We start from the raw sequence: 13473 nt of genomic DNA on the forward strand, positions 1-13473 counted from the left end.
GGCCTCCTTCAGGCAGTGGAGAATTCGTCTGCGAGCGGCTGGATCACCTCCGGCACGCCGCTGCAGCAATCGGTCATCAGAAATCGGATCAGACCCTGCATGCCGTCAGAATCCGCAGCATAGCGGATGCTTCGGCCCTGACGCTCGCGGCGGATCAGCCCGGCGCGCGTCAGTATGCCCAGATGCGAGGACATCGTGTTCTGCCGTACCCTCAGGTGCGCCGCGATATCCCCTGCCGCCAGGCCCTTGCTTCCGGCCTTCACCAGCAGGCGAAAGACATCCAGCCGGGATTCCTGGGACAGGGCGGAGAGGGCGTCGAGTGCATTTAACGTATCCATAAATCGAGAAATATCGAAATAAAAAGCAAGAGTCAAGCGGGGATGGAAGAGGGGAGTGGTCAAAAGCCTGGTTACTGGCGATTTTCCGTCATTTCGGGGCATGCTCGTGTGCCCGCGAAAGCGGGTATAAGCGTGAACCCGGAACCCATGCCCTGATATCAGGCTACCGGAATGGGTCCCGGATCGTCACGGCATTCCGTCCGGGGTGACGAATTGCGACGAATGATTTTCCCCTCCCCCTGTGTGGGGAGGGGTAGGGGTGGGGGCATCCAGACATCACCCCACCCTGACGGCTTCGCCGTCTTCCCTCCCCATTAAGGGGAGAGGAAAACACACCCGGCTACCTCAGTATGCAGGGTCCCGCATCGCCGCTGAACGGCGTCCGCGACACCTCCCCGTAAACAGGGGAGCCCCCAAACCGTCATCCTCCGATTTATTCGGAGGATCTCGCTCTTTGATGAGATCATCCGGTCACGCCGGATGAAGACGCGGCCTAAGTTTTCCGCACCACCAGCGTTGACCAGCCTTCCAGCGGATCCTTGCGCTCAATGTGCAGGCCAAGCGCCAGATAGGCGGCGCTGACCTCGTCGGCCTGGCTTTCCAGGAGGCCCGAGAGAATGGCCACACCGCCGCCATGCATGGCCTGGTCAATGCGCGGTGCCAGCTCGATCAACGGTCCGGCCAGGATATTGGCAAAGACCAGATCGAATGTCTTCGCGACCAGCTTGACGTGATCGAACCCGTCCGCGGCGAAGAAATCGATATCCGCTGCCCCATTCTTTTCGGCATTGCGCCGGCTTTCTTCCACCGCATCGGGATCGATGTCGGTGGCGAGGATTTCTGCGTCGGGCAGGGCCAGCCGCGCGGCGATGGCCAGCGCGCCCGTCCCGGTGCCCACGTCCAGCACACTGGCAGGCGCAAATCCGTCCTCCAGCAGCGCATCGAAAGCCAGCAGGCAGCCGCGCGTCGTACCGTGATGGCCGGTGCCAAAGGCGGGCCCGGCTTCGATCAGGATGGCCAGCTTGCCCTCCGGCGCCGCATCATGACTGCCATGCAGGGCAAAGCGTCCGGCAATGACCGGCGGCAGGCCCGATTGCGACAGCTTCACCCAGTCTTCATCGGGCAAGGGCTCACAGCTCGCGGGATAAGCCTTTGAAAGTCCTGCGGTCTGGCGTACCGCCTCGGCGTCGGCCTCGGCCTCGTACAACAGTTCGATCCAGCCTTCGGTCTCATCCTCCTCGCGCTCGAACAGGGAGACGGACAAAGGCCCGTCCTCCAGCGCCATCATGGTTTCGGATGCGGCATAGAGCGGGCCCATCGGGCCGGAGAAGACAAGTTTCCAGAGGGTCATCGTTCAGCCGCTTCCCATCGAAGATATTCCCCCAGAACCTGTTGGCCGTGCGAAGTCAGCATTTGGCCAAGTCCAAAAAGCGGTTCGTCGCCTGTGACTTGAAACCAGAATTCGCAACGATGCACGCCGACTGAGAAGGTAAAAAACCAAACAGTTCCGTCAGGACCCACGCCATTTTCTCTGGGTTGCCCGCAGTCTTCCCGAGAGGTGTCAATTGTTAGAATTGACTCTCTCAATGCTGCGGAACCGCTGGAATGGATTAGGATGTATTCCGGCTGATCGCGAATGAAGTGATCGCCGATGAATTCGACTTTCGCCGACAAATACACGCTTATAATATCAACTTCACCCGAGACGTTGATCGACACAACGTGACTTTCTGGCGGTTCAAAACTCGGCTCGACGTGCAACACTAACTGGGCGGTATCGGTTGGAATGTCGTCCAGCAAATTCTCGATATCGTCTGACCAAATGCAGGCGTTAACATCGCCAACTGATTCCAAACCTCCATAAGGAACCTCCCAGTGCTGGGCATTGGGAGTATTTGGGACAAGCCTGCAGGAAACCTCAACTCGATCAACCACCAAAGCTGGAGGCGAGAATGCTAGCAGGAGCGAAAAAAGTATCATCTGACAATTGTTTGAGAAAAATGCGGCAATCTCACGGCTCGCCCCGCACAAAACTGTCCACCACCTTCTTCTCGCCGGCCTTGTCGAAGGAGACGGTGAGCTTGGCCCCGTCAGCACGGGCGACGGTGCCATAGCCGAACTTGTCATGGAAAACCCGGTCGCCGGCCTTCCATTTGCCAGAGCCGGCCGAGCTGGTCTCGACGAAATTGGCGCGGCCCTCGATCACCGCCGGGCCGCCCTTGCGCCCTGCGCCGGTGGCTGCCTGATAGCGTTTCCAGCCGGGCGAGGAATAGGTGGAGTTGAACGGGTTGGCCTCTTCCTTGACGCCTTCAAAGCCCGGCCCGCTGTCATAATAGCCGGTATCCGACACGGCCTCGACATGATCGCCCGGCATTTCATCGACAAAGCGCGACGGGATGACCGCCTGCCAGCGGCCAAAGATCATCCGGTTGGCGGTGAAGGAAATGATGGCGCGTTCGCGCGCCCGTGTGATGCCGACATAGGCGAGGCGGCGTTCTTCCTCCAGCGCGCTGGTGCCACCCTCATCAAGCGAGCGCTGCGAGGGAAAAACCGTCTCCTCCCAGCCGGGCAGGAAGACGAGCGGAAATTCCAGCCCCTTGGCGGCGTGCAGCGTCATCAGCGAGGCCTCGTCGCCATCCGAGGTGGTGTCCAGATCGGAGACCAGCGAGACATGTTCGAGATAGGCTTCCAGCGTGTCGAACTCGCCCATGGAGCGCACCAGCTCCTTGAGATTGTCCAGCCGCCCGGCCGCTTGCGGGGTCTTGTCCTCGCGCCACATGGCCGTGTAGCCGCTTTCATCGAGAATGATCTCGGCCAGCTCGTCATGCCGCATGGTCTCGGCCTGTTGCGCCCAGCGCGAAAGATCGCGCAGGAAGGTTTTCAGCCCGGTTTTCGCCGCCCCGCGGATCTCGTCCGTCTCTGTCATCAGGCGGGCGGCCGCGGCCATCGAGATTCCGGCAGAACGCGCGGCCTGGGCGATCTTCTGGACGGAGGTGGCGCCAATGCCGCGCTTGGGCGTGTTGACGATGCGCTCGAACGCCAGATCGTCATCCATCGAGCGCACCAGCCGGAAATAGGCGTGGGCATCGCGGATTTCGGCACGTTCGAAGAAGCGCGGCCCGCCAATCACCTTGTAGGGAATGCCCAGCATCAAAAAGCGGTCTTCAAACGCCCGCATCTGCCAGGACGCCCGCACCAGCACGGCCGCCTCCCTGTGCTGGCGGCCATTCGAAACCCAGTTCTCGATCTCGTCGGCGACAAAGCGGGCTTCCGCCTCACCATCCCAGATGCCGCGCACCTGAACCTTTTCGCCGGGCTCGTCCTCGGTCCACAACGTCTTGCCGAGTCGGGATTTGTTCGCCGTGATCAGGCCGGAGGCGGCGCCCAGAATATTGGCTGTCGAGCGGTAATTGCGTTCCAGCCGCACCACTTTTGCGCCCGGAAAATCGGTCTCGAAGCGGAGAATGTTGTCCACCTCCGCGCCGCGCCAGCCATAGATGGACTGGTCATCATCGCCGACACAGCAGAGATTGTGCGAGCCCTGCGCCAGCAGGCGCAGCCACAGATACTGGCAGACATTCGTGTCCTGATACTCGTCCACCAGGAGATAGCGGAATTTCCGGTGATACTCCTTCAGCACGTCCGGGTGGTTCATGAAGATTGTTAGATTGTGCAGCAGCAGATCGCCGAAATCGCAGGCATTGAGAATGCGCAGACGCGCCTGATAGGCCTCGTACAGCTTCTGGCCGGCCCCATCGGCGAATTTGTACTTGGCATCTTCCGGCAGTTTGTCGGGTGTCAGTCCGCGATTTTTCCAGCCATCGATCAGCGATCCCAGATAGCGCGGCGTCCAGCGCTTCTCGTCAATGCCGTCCGCCTGGATCAGCTGTTTCATCAGGCGCAACTGGTCATCCGTGTCGAGGATGGTGAAGGAGGATTTCAGCTCCACCAGCTCGGCATGACGGCGCAATATCTGCGCGGCGATGGAGTGGAACGTGCCCAGCCAGGGCAGGCCCTCGACCGCTTCACCGATCAGCTTGCCGACGCGCTCTTTCATTTCGCGCGCCGCCTTGTTGGTGAAGGTCACTGACAGGATTTCCCAGGGCCGCGCATGCCCGGTCGCCAATATGTGCGCCAGCCGTGTCGTCAGCACACGGGTCTTGCCGGTCCCGGCACCTGCCAGCACCAGCACCGGCCCGTCAATTGCCTCCACCGCCTCGCGCTGCTCGGGATTGAGGCCGGACATATAGTCGGCCTCGCGGCGGGGCGGCTGGGGCCGGGCCTGCTGGGAAATGGGAAGTGAGCTCATGAAAACCGTCTAGCACGCCGATTCGGGCAATGAGAACAAATATAGCACGAAAATTCTGTTTGCAGCCGTCTTGACATGTCACGCGCCAATGGGCGGGATTGCCTCATGCCAGATCTAAGCGATGAACTTGGCCGGTTGATTTCCGAGCAGGACCTGGAGGTGCGCTGCGAGGGGGAAAATGTGTGGATCGAGGGTCCTGCCCGCGCTGCAGTGATCCCGACCGGAAGTGTGCCGCCGGACGGCCTGACGGACACGCAATTGCTGATACGCGCCCTGACCGCCATCACAATCTATAACGATTGCGAGGACTTTCTCGACTGGTGCGATGAGTTTGGTTACCCGGCTGGCGCGCCTGGCCGGCTTGACGAGTTCAAGGCGATCGGCACCGGCCTCGCCAACCTTCAGGCCCTCGTTGGGGCGGACCGCGTGTCAGAGCTGTGCATGGCCCTGCGCATTGGTCAGGCCATCCATATGGCCCGCCCGCGCTAACGGTGCTCCTCTTCATGTGCATCGGCCAGCGCCCGGGCATAGGCGGCATGTGCATCAACCCGCGAGAGATAGCCGACAACGCGCTGGTCGCCCGAACGTGACCGGACCGCCGTCCCGTCCAGTGCTTCGGCGGACAGAAAGCCGATCGCCCGTCCCAGATAGTCATCCTCGTACAGGCAGGGGGCATCGTCATCAGAGTCGGCCCCGGCCTCGCGCCCTTCCATGGGCGTCATGATATCCCGGACCCGGATCGTCTGTAACAGCACCCGGGCCTGACCCCGCGACAGGTCAAAGCCGCGTTTCAGGATCTGGAGGTGGAAAATGCTTCCTCCGGCCAGCGACTGGCTGAGCACGGTCGCCAGCGACACGGCGATCAGCACGGCAACGGACGCCTCATAGCTGGCGGTCAGTTCAAACACGATCAGCGTGGTCGACAGCGGCGCGCCCAGGGCTGCGCCGGCGACCGCGCCCATGCCGACGACCGCATAGAAGGGCACACCGGCGGTTTCCGCACCGGTGAGCGCCAGAAGCCCTCCAAACGCCGCGCCCAGCATGGCACCGAGATAGAGGGAGGGTGAAAACACACCGCCGCCAAAGCGGAAGGCGAGCGTGATGCCTGTGGCCAGTATTTTTGCGGCCAGCAAGGCCAGCAGCATCACAATGCCATAACTCCCGGACAGGGCATTGGCCGTGGCTTCATAGCCGACGCCGAGAATTTCAGGGGCCAGCAGGGCCAGCGCCCCGACCCCCAGCCCGCCAATGGGCGGCAACGCCCAGAGCGGAAAGCCGATTTTCTCGGCCTGCACGGATACGATGCGGGGGGCATAGACCGCCGTCCGGATAAACAGGGTGGCGACAATGGCTGCTGCAAGGCCGAGACCAATGACACCGGGAAAATCCCACAGGCTGGCGGGCGACAGGAGCGGCATGGCAAAGGCCGGTGACGCGCCGAGATGCAGGCGCGAGATCAGGGCGCCTGTCACACTTGCGATCGCCACGGGCGCAATCGATCTGAGCGCGTAATGGCCAAGCACAATCTCGAAGGCAAACAAGGCTCCCGCCACGGGCGCATTGAAACTGGCTGCCACGGCAGAGGCTGCGCCGCAGGCCAGCATGATTCTCACCGCCCGGCCCGGCAGTCCCAGTCGCCGCGCGATAAAGGAGGCGATGGCGGCCCCGAGATGAACAACCGGGCCTTCGCGCCCGGCCGATCCCCCGAATCCGAGTGTGACCGCTGAAATGGTGGCGGACAGCAATCCGTTCGCGAGGGGAATATTTCCCTTGGCCGCGGCCCGGGCTTCCATCACATCCGCCACCGCGCTCGATTGCTGCCGAGGCAGCCATTGCCGTTTATGGCCCAGCCACAGCAGGGCTGAAACGATCAGCCCGCCGGTGACCGGCGCAAGCAGAATGATCCAGAAAGGCAGATCGGCCGTGCCGCTCGCCAGGGAATCATGACCGGTATTGAAGACCAAGTGTGAAATGCCATGCAGCACCAGGATGAAGGCGATGGAGGCATAGGCGGCGATCAGCCCGACAATCACGCCCAGCAGCCAGAGTGCAGGCGAACGGCCTTCGCGCCACTGGCGGCTCAGCCAGATCAGCGGCTGAAAGGCGGTTCGGGTTTCAGAGTCGGACACACAATCCTTGAACGCCGCGCGGCGAGCGGCGTCAAGGGCGGCCGTCGAGATGGCGCGCTTTTCTGAGTTCCGGGAAGAGTTTGGCCCAGACTCCGGCGATGATCAGCGTCCCGGCCCCTCCCGCGACGACCGTGGCCTTCGCGCCGATCAGGAAAGCCATCATTCCGGCCCTGAATTCGCCCAGCTCGTTGGAGGCACCGACAAACAGCATGTTCACGGCATTGACCCGGCCGCGCAGCCGGTCCGGCGTCCACAACTGGATCAGGGTTTCCCGGATGTAGACGCTGACCATGTCGGCCCCGCCGGCAATGGCCAGCGCAATGATGGAAAGCCAGGGCAGGGTCGACAGGCCGAACACCAGGATCATCGCGCCGAACACAGCGACAAAGACAAACAGGAACAACCCCGCATGATCCTTGATGGACCGGGTCGAGAGGAATATCGCAACCGCGATGGCCCCGATCCCCGGACCGGCGCGCAACAGACCCAGTCCGATCGGGCCAACCTCCAGAATGTCGCGCGCATAGACCGGCAGCAGCGCCGTCGCCCCGCCGAGCAGAACGGCGAAGAGATCGAGCGAAATCGCGCCCAGAACGATCTTCTCTTTCCAGATATATTTGAACCCGGCGAGGACGGTGTCCCAGCTTCGCGGCTCGGTTTCCCTGTGCTGCTCCGGCTTGGGAATGCAGGTCGCCAGGATGGCCCCGAGACACAGAAGGGCTGTCGCCGACCCGTAGGCGGCGAGCGGCGAGACGCCGTAGAGCAAACCGCCGGCAACCGGCCCGAGGATAATCGTCAACTGCCAGGCGGATGAATTGAGTGCAATGGCACGCGATAACAGCGCGGGTGGCACGATGTTCGGCAAAAGCGCCTGCACCGCCGGTCCGCGAAAGGCGCGGGCCGTTCCGAACACCACCAGCAAGGCAAACACGATCCAGACCTTGTCGCTGCCGGAGAGCGTGAAGCCAAGCAGTGCGGCAGAGACGGCCGCCGAGACCAGCAATGTCGTGATCATGATGGCGCGCCGGGGCAGGCGGTCCGCAACGGCCCCGGTCACCAGAACCAGCAGCAGGGCAGGTGCAAATTGCGACAGGCCGATCAGGCCGAGATCCAGAGGATTGCGGGTGAGATCATAAATCTGCCAGCCGAGCGCGACGACCTGGATCTGAACGGCAAACGACGTCAGCGACCGGGCAAGCCAGTAGATCAGATAGGGCCGGTGGCGGAACACCGCCCATTGCGATGCCGAAGATTCGCCAGTGGACATAGGCGCTTAGACCTTGCGGAAACACGGTGGTCAAGTCCGTATTGACTCTAATGTAAGTCAAAGCTTACATAAAGCATGGCTTACCAAAAAGCGCTCACCGTTCTGTCCGATCCTACCCGCCGCGCTGTCTTTGAAGGGCTGCGAGACGGGCCGGCTCCTGCGGGCTTGCTGGCAAAGCGCTTCCCGGTCAGCCGTCCGGCGGTTTCCCAGCATCTGAAAGTCCTGCGTGACGCTGGCCTGGTGGACGTGGAGCGGCGCGGAACAAGCCGGATTTATTCCATCCGTCTCGATGCGCTCCGGGAGTTGCGCGACTGGATTGATGGTTTCTGGGACGACGCATTGCTGCAATACAAGGAGGCACTGGAGCGAGATGACGGCCACAGGCAAAACTGAAATAGAGCCGGTCGAAAAATCGATCATTGTGAACCGCGATGCGGAAACGGCATTCCGCTTCTATACCCGGCATCTGGACGTCTGGTGGCCGAAGGAGAGCCACTCACTGGGCGCTGACCGCGACGGTGTTACACCGGCTTGCGTCGGTATGGAGGAAGGCGTTGGTGGCTGGCTTTACGAGGAATCCGCTGATGGAACACGCCGCAGCTGGGGAAAAATCCGTGTCTGGGAGCCGGGCCGCCGCCTCGTCCATTCCTGGCAATTTGACAAACCCGATGAACAGGCCACCGAAGTTGAAGTCGTGTTCACAGATCTCGGCAACGGGCAGACCCGGATCGACCTGACCCACCGCGGATGGGAGAATGACCCGGACGGTGAAAAGCTCCGGGGCGGCTATCAATCGGGATGGGACCCGGTGTTGGCCGGTCTGGAAGTGCGGTGCAACCAGTTTCGCGAATGAATGGCCCTTGGCGGAAGGCGGCTCGCAGGCCATGATCCCCGAAAAGGGAAGGGGATGAGTTCATGCGTATTTGGCTCGGAATCGTCGTAACGGCGTCTCTGACGGCTGGTGCCCTCGCGCAGTTTGCAGAAGGCCACCGCAGCGAGTTTACCGGATTCGACAATTGCGAGGATCGCGATCCGGGCGATCTGAGTCCTTATCTTCAGGTCTGTCTCGGCCCGCAGGGGCAGGAAATCTGGCTGCCCTACAGCGAGCATTCCTCGGCCATGGCCATCGGGCCGAACGGCATTGAAGCCCAGCTGGATGAGCGTCCATCGCTGGCCGGGCTGGACATGATGATCGGCCCGGTCATCGACTGGCGTTACCGGCCGGATGGCGATGAGCCTTATGCGGCCATCGTGCGATACCGTGGATTAACGCCGAACTATAATCAGGAAACCGGCGAATACACGGGCGGCACGACCACGAATTCCAATATTCTGGTCGTCATCGCGCTTCGCGCGGATGAGCCGGTGAGCGCGTGTCATATGGCGTATATCAACGCGATGGAGATGCCGAACGCCAACGAAATCGCCCATGATCTGGCAGCCGATCTGGAACCGCGTTTTGTGTGCGGAGAAACGCGTTATCTGAACGCCGATCATCCGGCCTGGGACTGAACCGCCCGCAGCGCAAACACCCGGCAGGCCGAGGAGAGCGGCTGCTCCGGATTTGCGGCGGCGCGCGCTTCGTCGATGTCGCGGATCAGGGCGGCAAAGGCGATCCCGCGCTGTGCGGCCACCGCGTCCAGCACAGCCCAGAAGTCCGGCTCCAGCGCCAGGCTGGTCCGGTGTCCGGCAATCGAGAGGGAGCGCTTGATCAACATTTGTCTTGCCTTTCGCCGCCCATGATCATCCGATAGCGGCCCGTCCGGCAAGGAAGTCTGGCATGCGCGCATTTTCAGAGATCGAGGCCCTGGCCATACAGCATCATGGCAGCCGCGAGGCCGTCGAGGAAAAGCTCACCCGGCCGATAACCGGCGATGAGCTGCGGGCCATCCCGGATGATCGCTGGCTCTCGGGCATGACACAGGCCGTCTTCTCGGCCGGTTTTGTCTGGAAAGTGATCCAGGCCAAGTGGGACGGGTTCGAAGCGGCCTTCGAAGGCTTCGACCCCGGCAAGGTCGCCCTTTATTCCGACGACGATATCGCCCGGCTGGTCTCTGACGAACGCATCGTGCGCAATGGCCAGAAGATCACTGCCACGGTGAAGAATGCGCAATTCGTGCAGGAGATCGCGTCCGAACACGGCGGTTTCGGGGCTTTCCTGGCGGACTGGCCGGCCACGGATCAGACCGGATTGCTGGAGGTCTTTGCCAAGCGCGGCTCCCGCCTCGGAGGCAGCACCGGCCAGTATTTCCTGCGCTTTTCCGGCTGGGACGCTTTCATTGCATCTGGCGATGTCGTCAAGGCCCTGATCCGCGAAGGCGTGATCGACAAGGCCCCAACCGGTAAGGCGGCGATGAAGAAAGTGCAGGACGCCTTCAATCAGTGGACGGAAGAGAGCGGGCGATGTCAGTCGGAAATTTCACGAATACTGGCATTGAGCGTCGGATAAATTCAGCTGGCACGCATCCAATAGCGAAATATTGCGCATCATTGAGCCAACCATAATCAAAAAGGCTCCGTGCAATGGCTTCCGTCTGGCGTTTTGTCTCCTTCCCGTTCCGCATCATTCCGTGGTGGGGCTATCTGCTGATCCTTGGCATTCTGGGCTGGTTCGGCCGGAACATTCTGCTGATCATCGTGACGATCATCGCCTTCCATCCCATTCCGGTGCCGCCCCTGTTTCTCAGCGAGCCGGAGACCGTACTGGAGGCGCGCCTTCAGGATCTGGATCATTTTGACCATGTCCGCCGCAATGAGCGCTCGCTGACCCCCGAACAGCGACGCGCTTTCGGTGAGGCGATTGATACACTCGGTGAGCGCGCCGGTGATCTGACCGATGCGGCCTTCCAGCTCGAACTCGCGCGCCTGCAGGCCATGATCGACAATGGCCATTCCAATGCATCAGCAACCCGCATGGTCGAAACCTTTCCGCGACTGCCCATCCGCTCGGCCTGGATGGATGGCGAATTGCGGATCCTTCGCGCATTGCCCGGCCATGAAGACCTACTTGGCGCAGAGATCATGACCATCAACGGCACGCCGGCCAGCGATGCTATCATGGCGTTCCGCGACGCCTTCGGTGGCGTGGATGCCAGCTATCTGACCTTCGCGCCGCTTCTGCTTGAAACGCCCGGCTATCTCGAAGCCGCAGGCCTTGGCGGCGGTCCGGTCCGGATCGCCTATGTCGATATCAACGGAGTGCCGGGCTCGACAGAGCTGCAAGCCGTCGCGCCGCATGAAGGAGCCAGTCGCCTGTTCTCCGGTAATCTGCCGTTATCATGGAACCGCGAGGATGATCGCTGGCAAGCATTTCAGCCTGCTGATACGCCGCTCTACCTCGCCCATCCGGATAATGACTACTGGTTCGGGACCCTGCCGGACGGTGACACGGTCTATATATCGATCCGTGCCAATCTGGACGATGACAGCGGCGAACCGCTCAGCGCCTGGGTGGCCCGCGCCGAAGCGGAGATCCGCGCCCTGGCCCCGCGCCATGTGATTGTCGATCAGCGCTTCAATGGCGGGGGTGATCTCACACAGACGGAACCGCTCATGTCAGCGCTGGGTGATATCGTGGGGCCGGAGGGCCGCATCTATCTGCTAGCCGCCGGCAATACGTTCTCGGCGGCCATCGTCAATATGGCGATGGCCAAGGAGGCAGCACCGGACCGCACCATCATTGTGGGCGAAGCGATTGGTGACCGGCTGCAATTCTGGGCGGAGGGTTGGTGGTTTTCACTGCCCAATTCCGGTTTCCGCGCGCGATATTCAACCGGTTTCTATGATCTGCAAAATGGCTGTGAAGGCCTCTTCATCTGCCACTGGGGCAGTTTGCACATCTTCCCGGTGATCGTGGATGATCTCGACATCGACATTCCGGCACCGCTGACGTTTGAAGCCTATGCGGCGGGCCGCGATCCGGCCATGGACGCGGTGCTGGCGGATATTGAAGAGTAGTTGTCCTCCCCCCGCAAGCAGGGGGAGAGAGGAGTTATCTCGGCTTGATCATGTCGGCAGGCACGACGGCCTTGTCGAACTCTTCCGCCGTCACAAAGCCCAGCTTCACCGCCTCTTCCTTCAGCGTGGTGCCATTCTTGTGTGCGGTCTTGGCGACGGTGGTGGCATTGTCATAGCCGATGGTCGGGGCCAGCGCCGTCACCAGCATGAGGGATTTTTCCATCAGATCGGTGATGCGGTCTTCATTCGCCTTGATGCCCACCACGCACTTCCCGGTGAAGGAGACGCAGGCGTCCGACAGGATGCGGATGGATTGCAGCATGTTGTAGGCCATCATCGGCTTGAACACGTTGAGTTCGAAATGACCCTGTGCGCCGCCGACCGTGATGGCGACATGATTGCCCATCACCTGGGCGCAGACCATCGTCAGGGCCTCGCACTGGGTGGGGTTCACCTTGCCCGGCATGATGGACGAGCCCGGCTCGTTTTCCGGCAAGGAAATCTCGCCCAGACCACAGCGCGGGCCGGAGCCCAGCAGGCGGATATCATTGGCGATCTTGTTCAGCGAGGCGGCCAGCGTGTTCAGCGCGCCGTGTGCCGACACATAGGCATCGTGCGCGGCCAGAGCCTCGAACTTGTTCGGGGCGGTCTTGAACGGCAGGCCGGTATAGCGGGCCACATCTTCGGCGAAGGCAACGTCAAAGCCCGGCTTGGCATTGATGCCGGTGCCGACCGCTGTTCCGCCCTGGGCGAGATAGAAGAGATAGTCCAGCCCTTCATTGACACGGCGGATACCAAGATCGATCTGCGCCACATAGCCGGAAAACTCCTGTCCGAGCGTCAGCGGTGTCGCATCCTGCAAATGCGTCCGGCCGATCTTGATGATGTCCTTGAAGGCCTCGGCCTTGTCATTCAGTGCATTGCGCAGCGTTTGCAGGGCAGGCAGCAGGCGGTGATGCATCTCTTCAGCAGCCGCGATGTGCATGGCCGTCGGGAAGGTATCGTTCGAGGATTGCGAGCGGTTCACATGGTCATTCGGATGCACCGGGTCTTTCGAGCCGACCACGCCGCCAAGGATCTGGATCGCCCGGTTGGAGACGACCTCATTCGTATTCATATTCGACTGTGTGCCCGAGCCTGTCTGCCAGACGGACAGGGGGAAATGATCATTCCACTTGCCTTCGGCGACTTCACCCGCGGCCTGTTCAATGGCGTCGGCGAGCTGGGGTTCCAGATTACCGATCGACTTGTTCACCCGGGCGGCCGAGCGCTTGATGATGCCGAGTGCGCGGATCATCGGCGCGGGCATGGTCTCCTCGCCAATGGCGAAATTGATCAGCGACCGGGCTGATTGCGCGCCATAGAGCTTGTCATTGGGAACTTCGAGCGGGCCAAAGCTGTCGGTTTCGGTGCGGGTTTCGCTCATGGCGCGAGGCTCCTTGCGCATCTGCCGGGAAGGGCAGAAGGTTAATA

General features: G+C 61.6%; 14 protein-coding genes. 6 read left to right on the top strand and 8 right to left on the bottom strand.

Annotated features, from left to right (window positions below; translation table 11 throughout):
* Positions 1-8: 8 nt before the first annotated feature.
* The 4 genes from DBR16_RS03480 to DBR16_RS03495 all read right to left on the bottom strand — a co-directional run bounded on the left by DBR16_RS03480 (position 9) and on the right by DBR16_RS03495 (position 4647).
* Positions 9-338, bottom strand: a complete 330-nt coding sequence (locus DBR16_RS03480; protein ID WP_109259823.1) for an ArsR/SmtB family transcription factor — start codon at positions 336-338, stop codon at positions 9-11.
* Between the two features lie 493 nt (positions 339-831).
* A complete protein-coding gene (locus tag DBR16_RS03485; protein WP_109259824.1) occupies positions 832-1689 on the bottom strand; it encodes a 50S ribosomal protein L11 methyltransferase in 858 nt (285 codons plus the stop codon).
* A complete protein-coding gene (locus DBR16_RS03490; RefSeq protein WP_109259825.1) occupies positions 1686-2318 on the bottom strand; it encodes a hypothetical protein in 633 nt (210 codons plus the stop codon). The genes DBR16_RS03485 and DBR16_RS03490 overlap by 4 nt, the downstream gene beginning before the upstream one ends.
* Before the next feature lie 31 nt (positions 2319-2349).
* Positions 2350-4647 carry an ATP-dependent helicase gene (locus tag DBR16_RS03495; RefSeq protein ID WP_109259826.1) on the bottom strand — a complete coding sequence of 766 codons (2298 nt, stop codon included), beginning with the start codon at positions 4645-4647 and terminating at the stop codon, positions 2350-2352.
* Between the two features lie 105 nt (positions 4648-4752).
* Here DBR16_RS03495 and DBR16_RS03500 point away from each other — a divergent pair, with 105 nt between their 5' ends.
* Positions 4753-5136, top strand: coding sequence for a hypothetical protein (locus tag DBR16_RS03500; RefSeq protein WP_109259827.1), 384 nt, complete (start codon positions 4753-4755; stop codon positions 5134-5136).
* On the opposite strand, the gene DBR16_RS03505 is transcribed toward DBR16_RS03500, so the two are convergent.
* Positions 5133-6776 carry a chloride channel protein gene (locus tag DBR16_RS03505; protein WP_109259828.1) on the bottom strand — a complete coding sequence of 548 codons (1644 nt, stop codon included), beginning with the start codon at positions 6774-6776 and terminating at the stop codon, positions 5133-5135. The two genes, DBR16_RS03500 and DBR16_RS03505, sit on opposite strands and share 4 nt — an antisense overlap.
* A gap of 31 nt (positions 6777-6807) precedes the next feature.
* Entirely contained in the window at positions 6808-8043 is a 1236-nt protein-coding gene (locus DBR16_RS03510) for an MFS transporter (RefSeq protein ID WP_109259829.1), read from the bottom strand.
* Between the two features lie 75 nt (positions 8044-8118).
* Here DBR16_RS03510 and DBR16_RS03515 point away from each other — a divergent pair, with 75 nt between their 5' ends.
* From DBR16_RS03515 to DBR16_RS03525, 3 genes are all read left to right on the top strand, one after another.
* Positions 8119-8436, top strand: a complete 318-nt coding sequence (locus DBR16_RS03515) for an ArsR/SmtB family transcription factor (protein WP_109259830.1) — start codon at positions 8119-8121, stop codon at positions 8434-8436.
* A complete protein-coding gene (locus DBR16_RS03520) occupies positions 8414-8896 on the top strand; it encodes an SRPBCC domain-containing protein (protein ID WP_161539396.1) in 483 nt (160 codons plus the stop codon). Before DBR16_RS03515 ends, DBR16_RS03520 begins: the two co-directional genes overlap by 23 nt.
* A 62-nt stretch (positions 8897-8958) precedes the next feature.
* Positions 8959-9555: a hypothetical protein gene (locus tag DBR16_RS03525; protein WP_109259832.1), complete on the top strand. Its 597-nt coding sequence runs from the start codon at positions 8959-8961 to the stop codon at positions 9553-9555.
* On the opposite strand, the gene DBR16_RS03530 is transcribed toward DBR16_RS03525, so the two are convergent.
* Entirely contained in the window at positions 9537-9761 is a 225-nt protein-coding gene (locus DBR16_RS03530; protein WP_109259833.1) for a ribbon-helix-helix domain-containing protein, read from the bottom strand. The genes DBR16_RS03525 and DBR16_RS03530 overlap by 19 nt on opposite strands.
* 62 nt (positions 9762-9823) lie before the next feature.
* On the opposite strand from DBR16_RS03530, the gene DBR16_RS03535 reads away from it, so the two are divergent.
* Complete coding sequence (locus tag DBR16_RS03535; protein ID WP_109259834.1) at positions 9824-10492, top strand: DNA-3-methyladenine glycosylase I; 669 nt, start codon at positions 9824-9826, stop codon at positions 10490-10492.
* Between the two features lie 74 nt (positions 10493-10566).
* Positions 10567-12000, top strand: a complete 1434-nt coding sequence (locus DBR16_RS03540) for a S41 family peptidase (RefSeq protein WP_109259835.1) — start codon at positions 10567-10569, stop codon at positions 11998-12000.
* Between the two features lie 34 nt (positions 12001-12034).
* On the opposite strand, the gene fumC is transcribed toward DBR16_RS03540, so the two are convergent.
* Entirely contained in the window at positions 12035-13426 is a 1392-nt protein-coding gene (gene fumC, locus DBR16_RS03545; protein ID WP_109259836.1) for a class II fumarate hydratase, read from the bottom strand.
* Between the last annotated feature and the right edge of the window lie 47 nt (positions 13427-13473).

The organism is Hyphobacterium indicum (genome assembly GCF_003129605.1).
Taxonomy (GTDB): Bacteria; Pseudomonadota; Alphaproteobacteria; order Caulobacterales; family Maricaulaceae; genus Hyphobacterium; species Hyphobacterium indicum.

Excerpts from the sequence above, each read along its gene's own strand:
- DBR16_RS03540 (WP_109259835.1), top strand. The coding sequence starts at position 10,567 with ATGGCTTCCGTCTGGCGTTTTGTCTCCTTCCCGTTCCGCATCATTCCG.
- DBR16_RS03530 (WP_109259833.1), bottom strand. The coding sequence starts at position 9,761 with ATGTTGATCAAGCGCTCCCTCTCGATTGCCGGACACCGGACCAGCCTG.
- DBR16_RS03495 (WP_109259826.1), bottom strand. The coding sequence starts at position 4,647 with ATGAGCTCACTTCCCATTTCCCAGCAGGCCCGGCCCCAGCCGCCCCGC.
- DBR16_RS03485 (WP_109259824.1), bottom strand. The coding sequence starts at position 1,689 with ATGACCCTCTGGAAACTTGTCTTCTCCGGCCCGATGGGCCCGCTCTAT.
- DBR16_RS03480 (WP_109259823.1), bottom strand. The coding sequence starts at position 338 with ATGGATACGTTAAATGCACTCGACGCCCTCTCCGCCCTGTCCCAGGAA.
- DBR16_RS03510 (WP_109259829.1), bottom strand. The coding sequence starts at position 8,043 with ATGTCCACTGGCGAATCTTCGGCATCGCAATGGGCGGTGTTCCGCCAC.
- DBR16_RS03500 (WP_109259827.1), top strand. The coding sequence starts at position 4,753 with ATGCCAGATCTAAGCGATGAACTTGGCCGGTTGATTTCCGAGCAGGAC.
- fumC (WP_109259836.1), bottom strand. The coding sequence starts at position 13,426 with ATGAGCGAAACCCGCACCGAAACCGACAGCTTTGGCCCGCTCGAAGTT.
- DBR16_RS03535 (WP_109259834.1), top strand. The coding sequence starts at position 9,824 with ATGCGCGCATTTTCAGAGATCGAGGCCCTGGCCATACAGCATCATGGC.
- DBR16_RS03525 (WP_109259832.1), top strand. The coding sequence starts at position 8,959 with ATGCGTATTTGGCTCGGAATCGTCGTAACGGCGTCTCTGACGGCTGGT.
- DBR16_RS03490 (WP_109259825.1), bottom strand. The coding sequence starts at position 2,318 with ATGATACTTTTTTCGCTCCTGCTAGCATTCTCGCCTCCAGCTTTGGTG.
- DBR16_RS03515 (WP_109259830.1), top strand. The coding sequence starts at position 8,119 with ATGGCTTACCAAAAAGCGCTCACCGTTCTGTCCGATCCTACCCGCCGC.
- DBR16_RS03520 (WP_161539396.1), top strand. The coding sequence starts at position 8,414 with ATGACGGCCACAGGCAAAACTGAAATAGAGCCGGTCGAAAAATCGATC.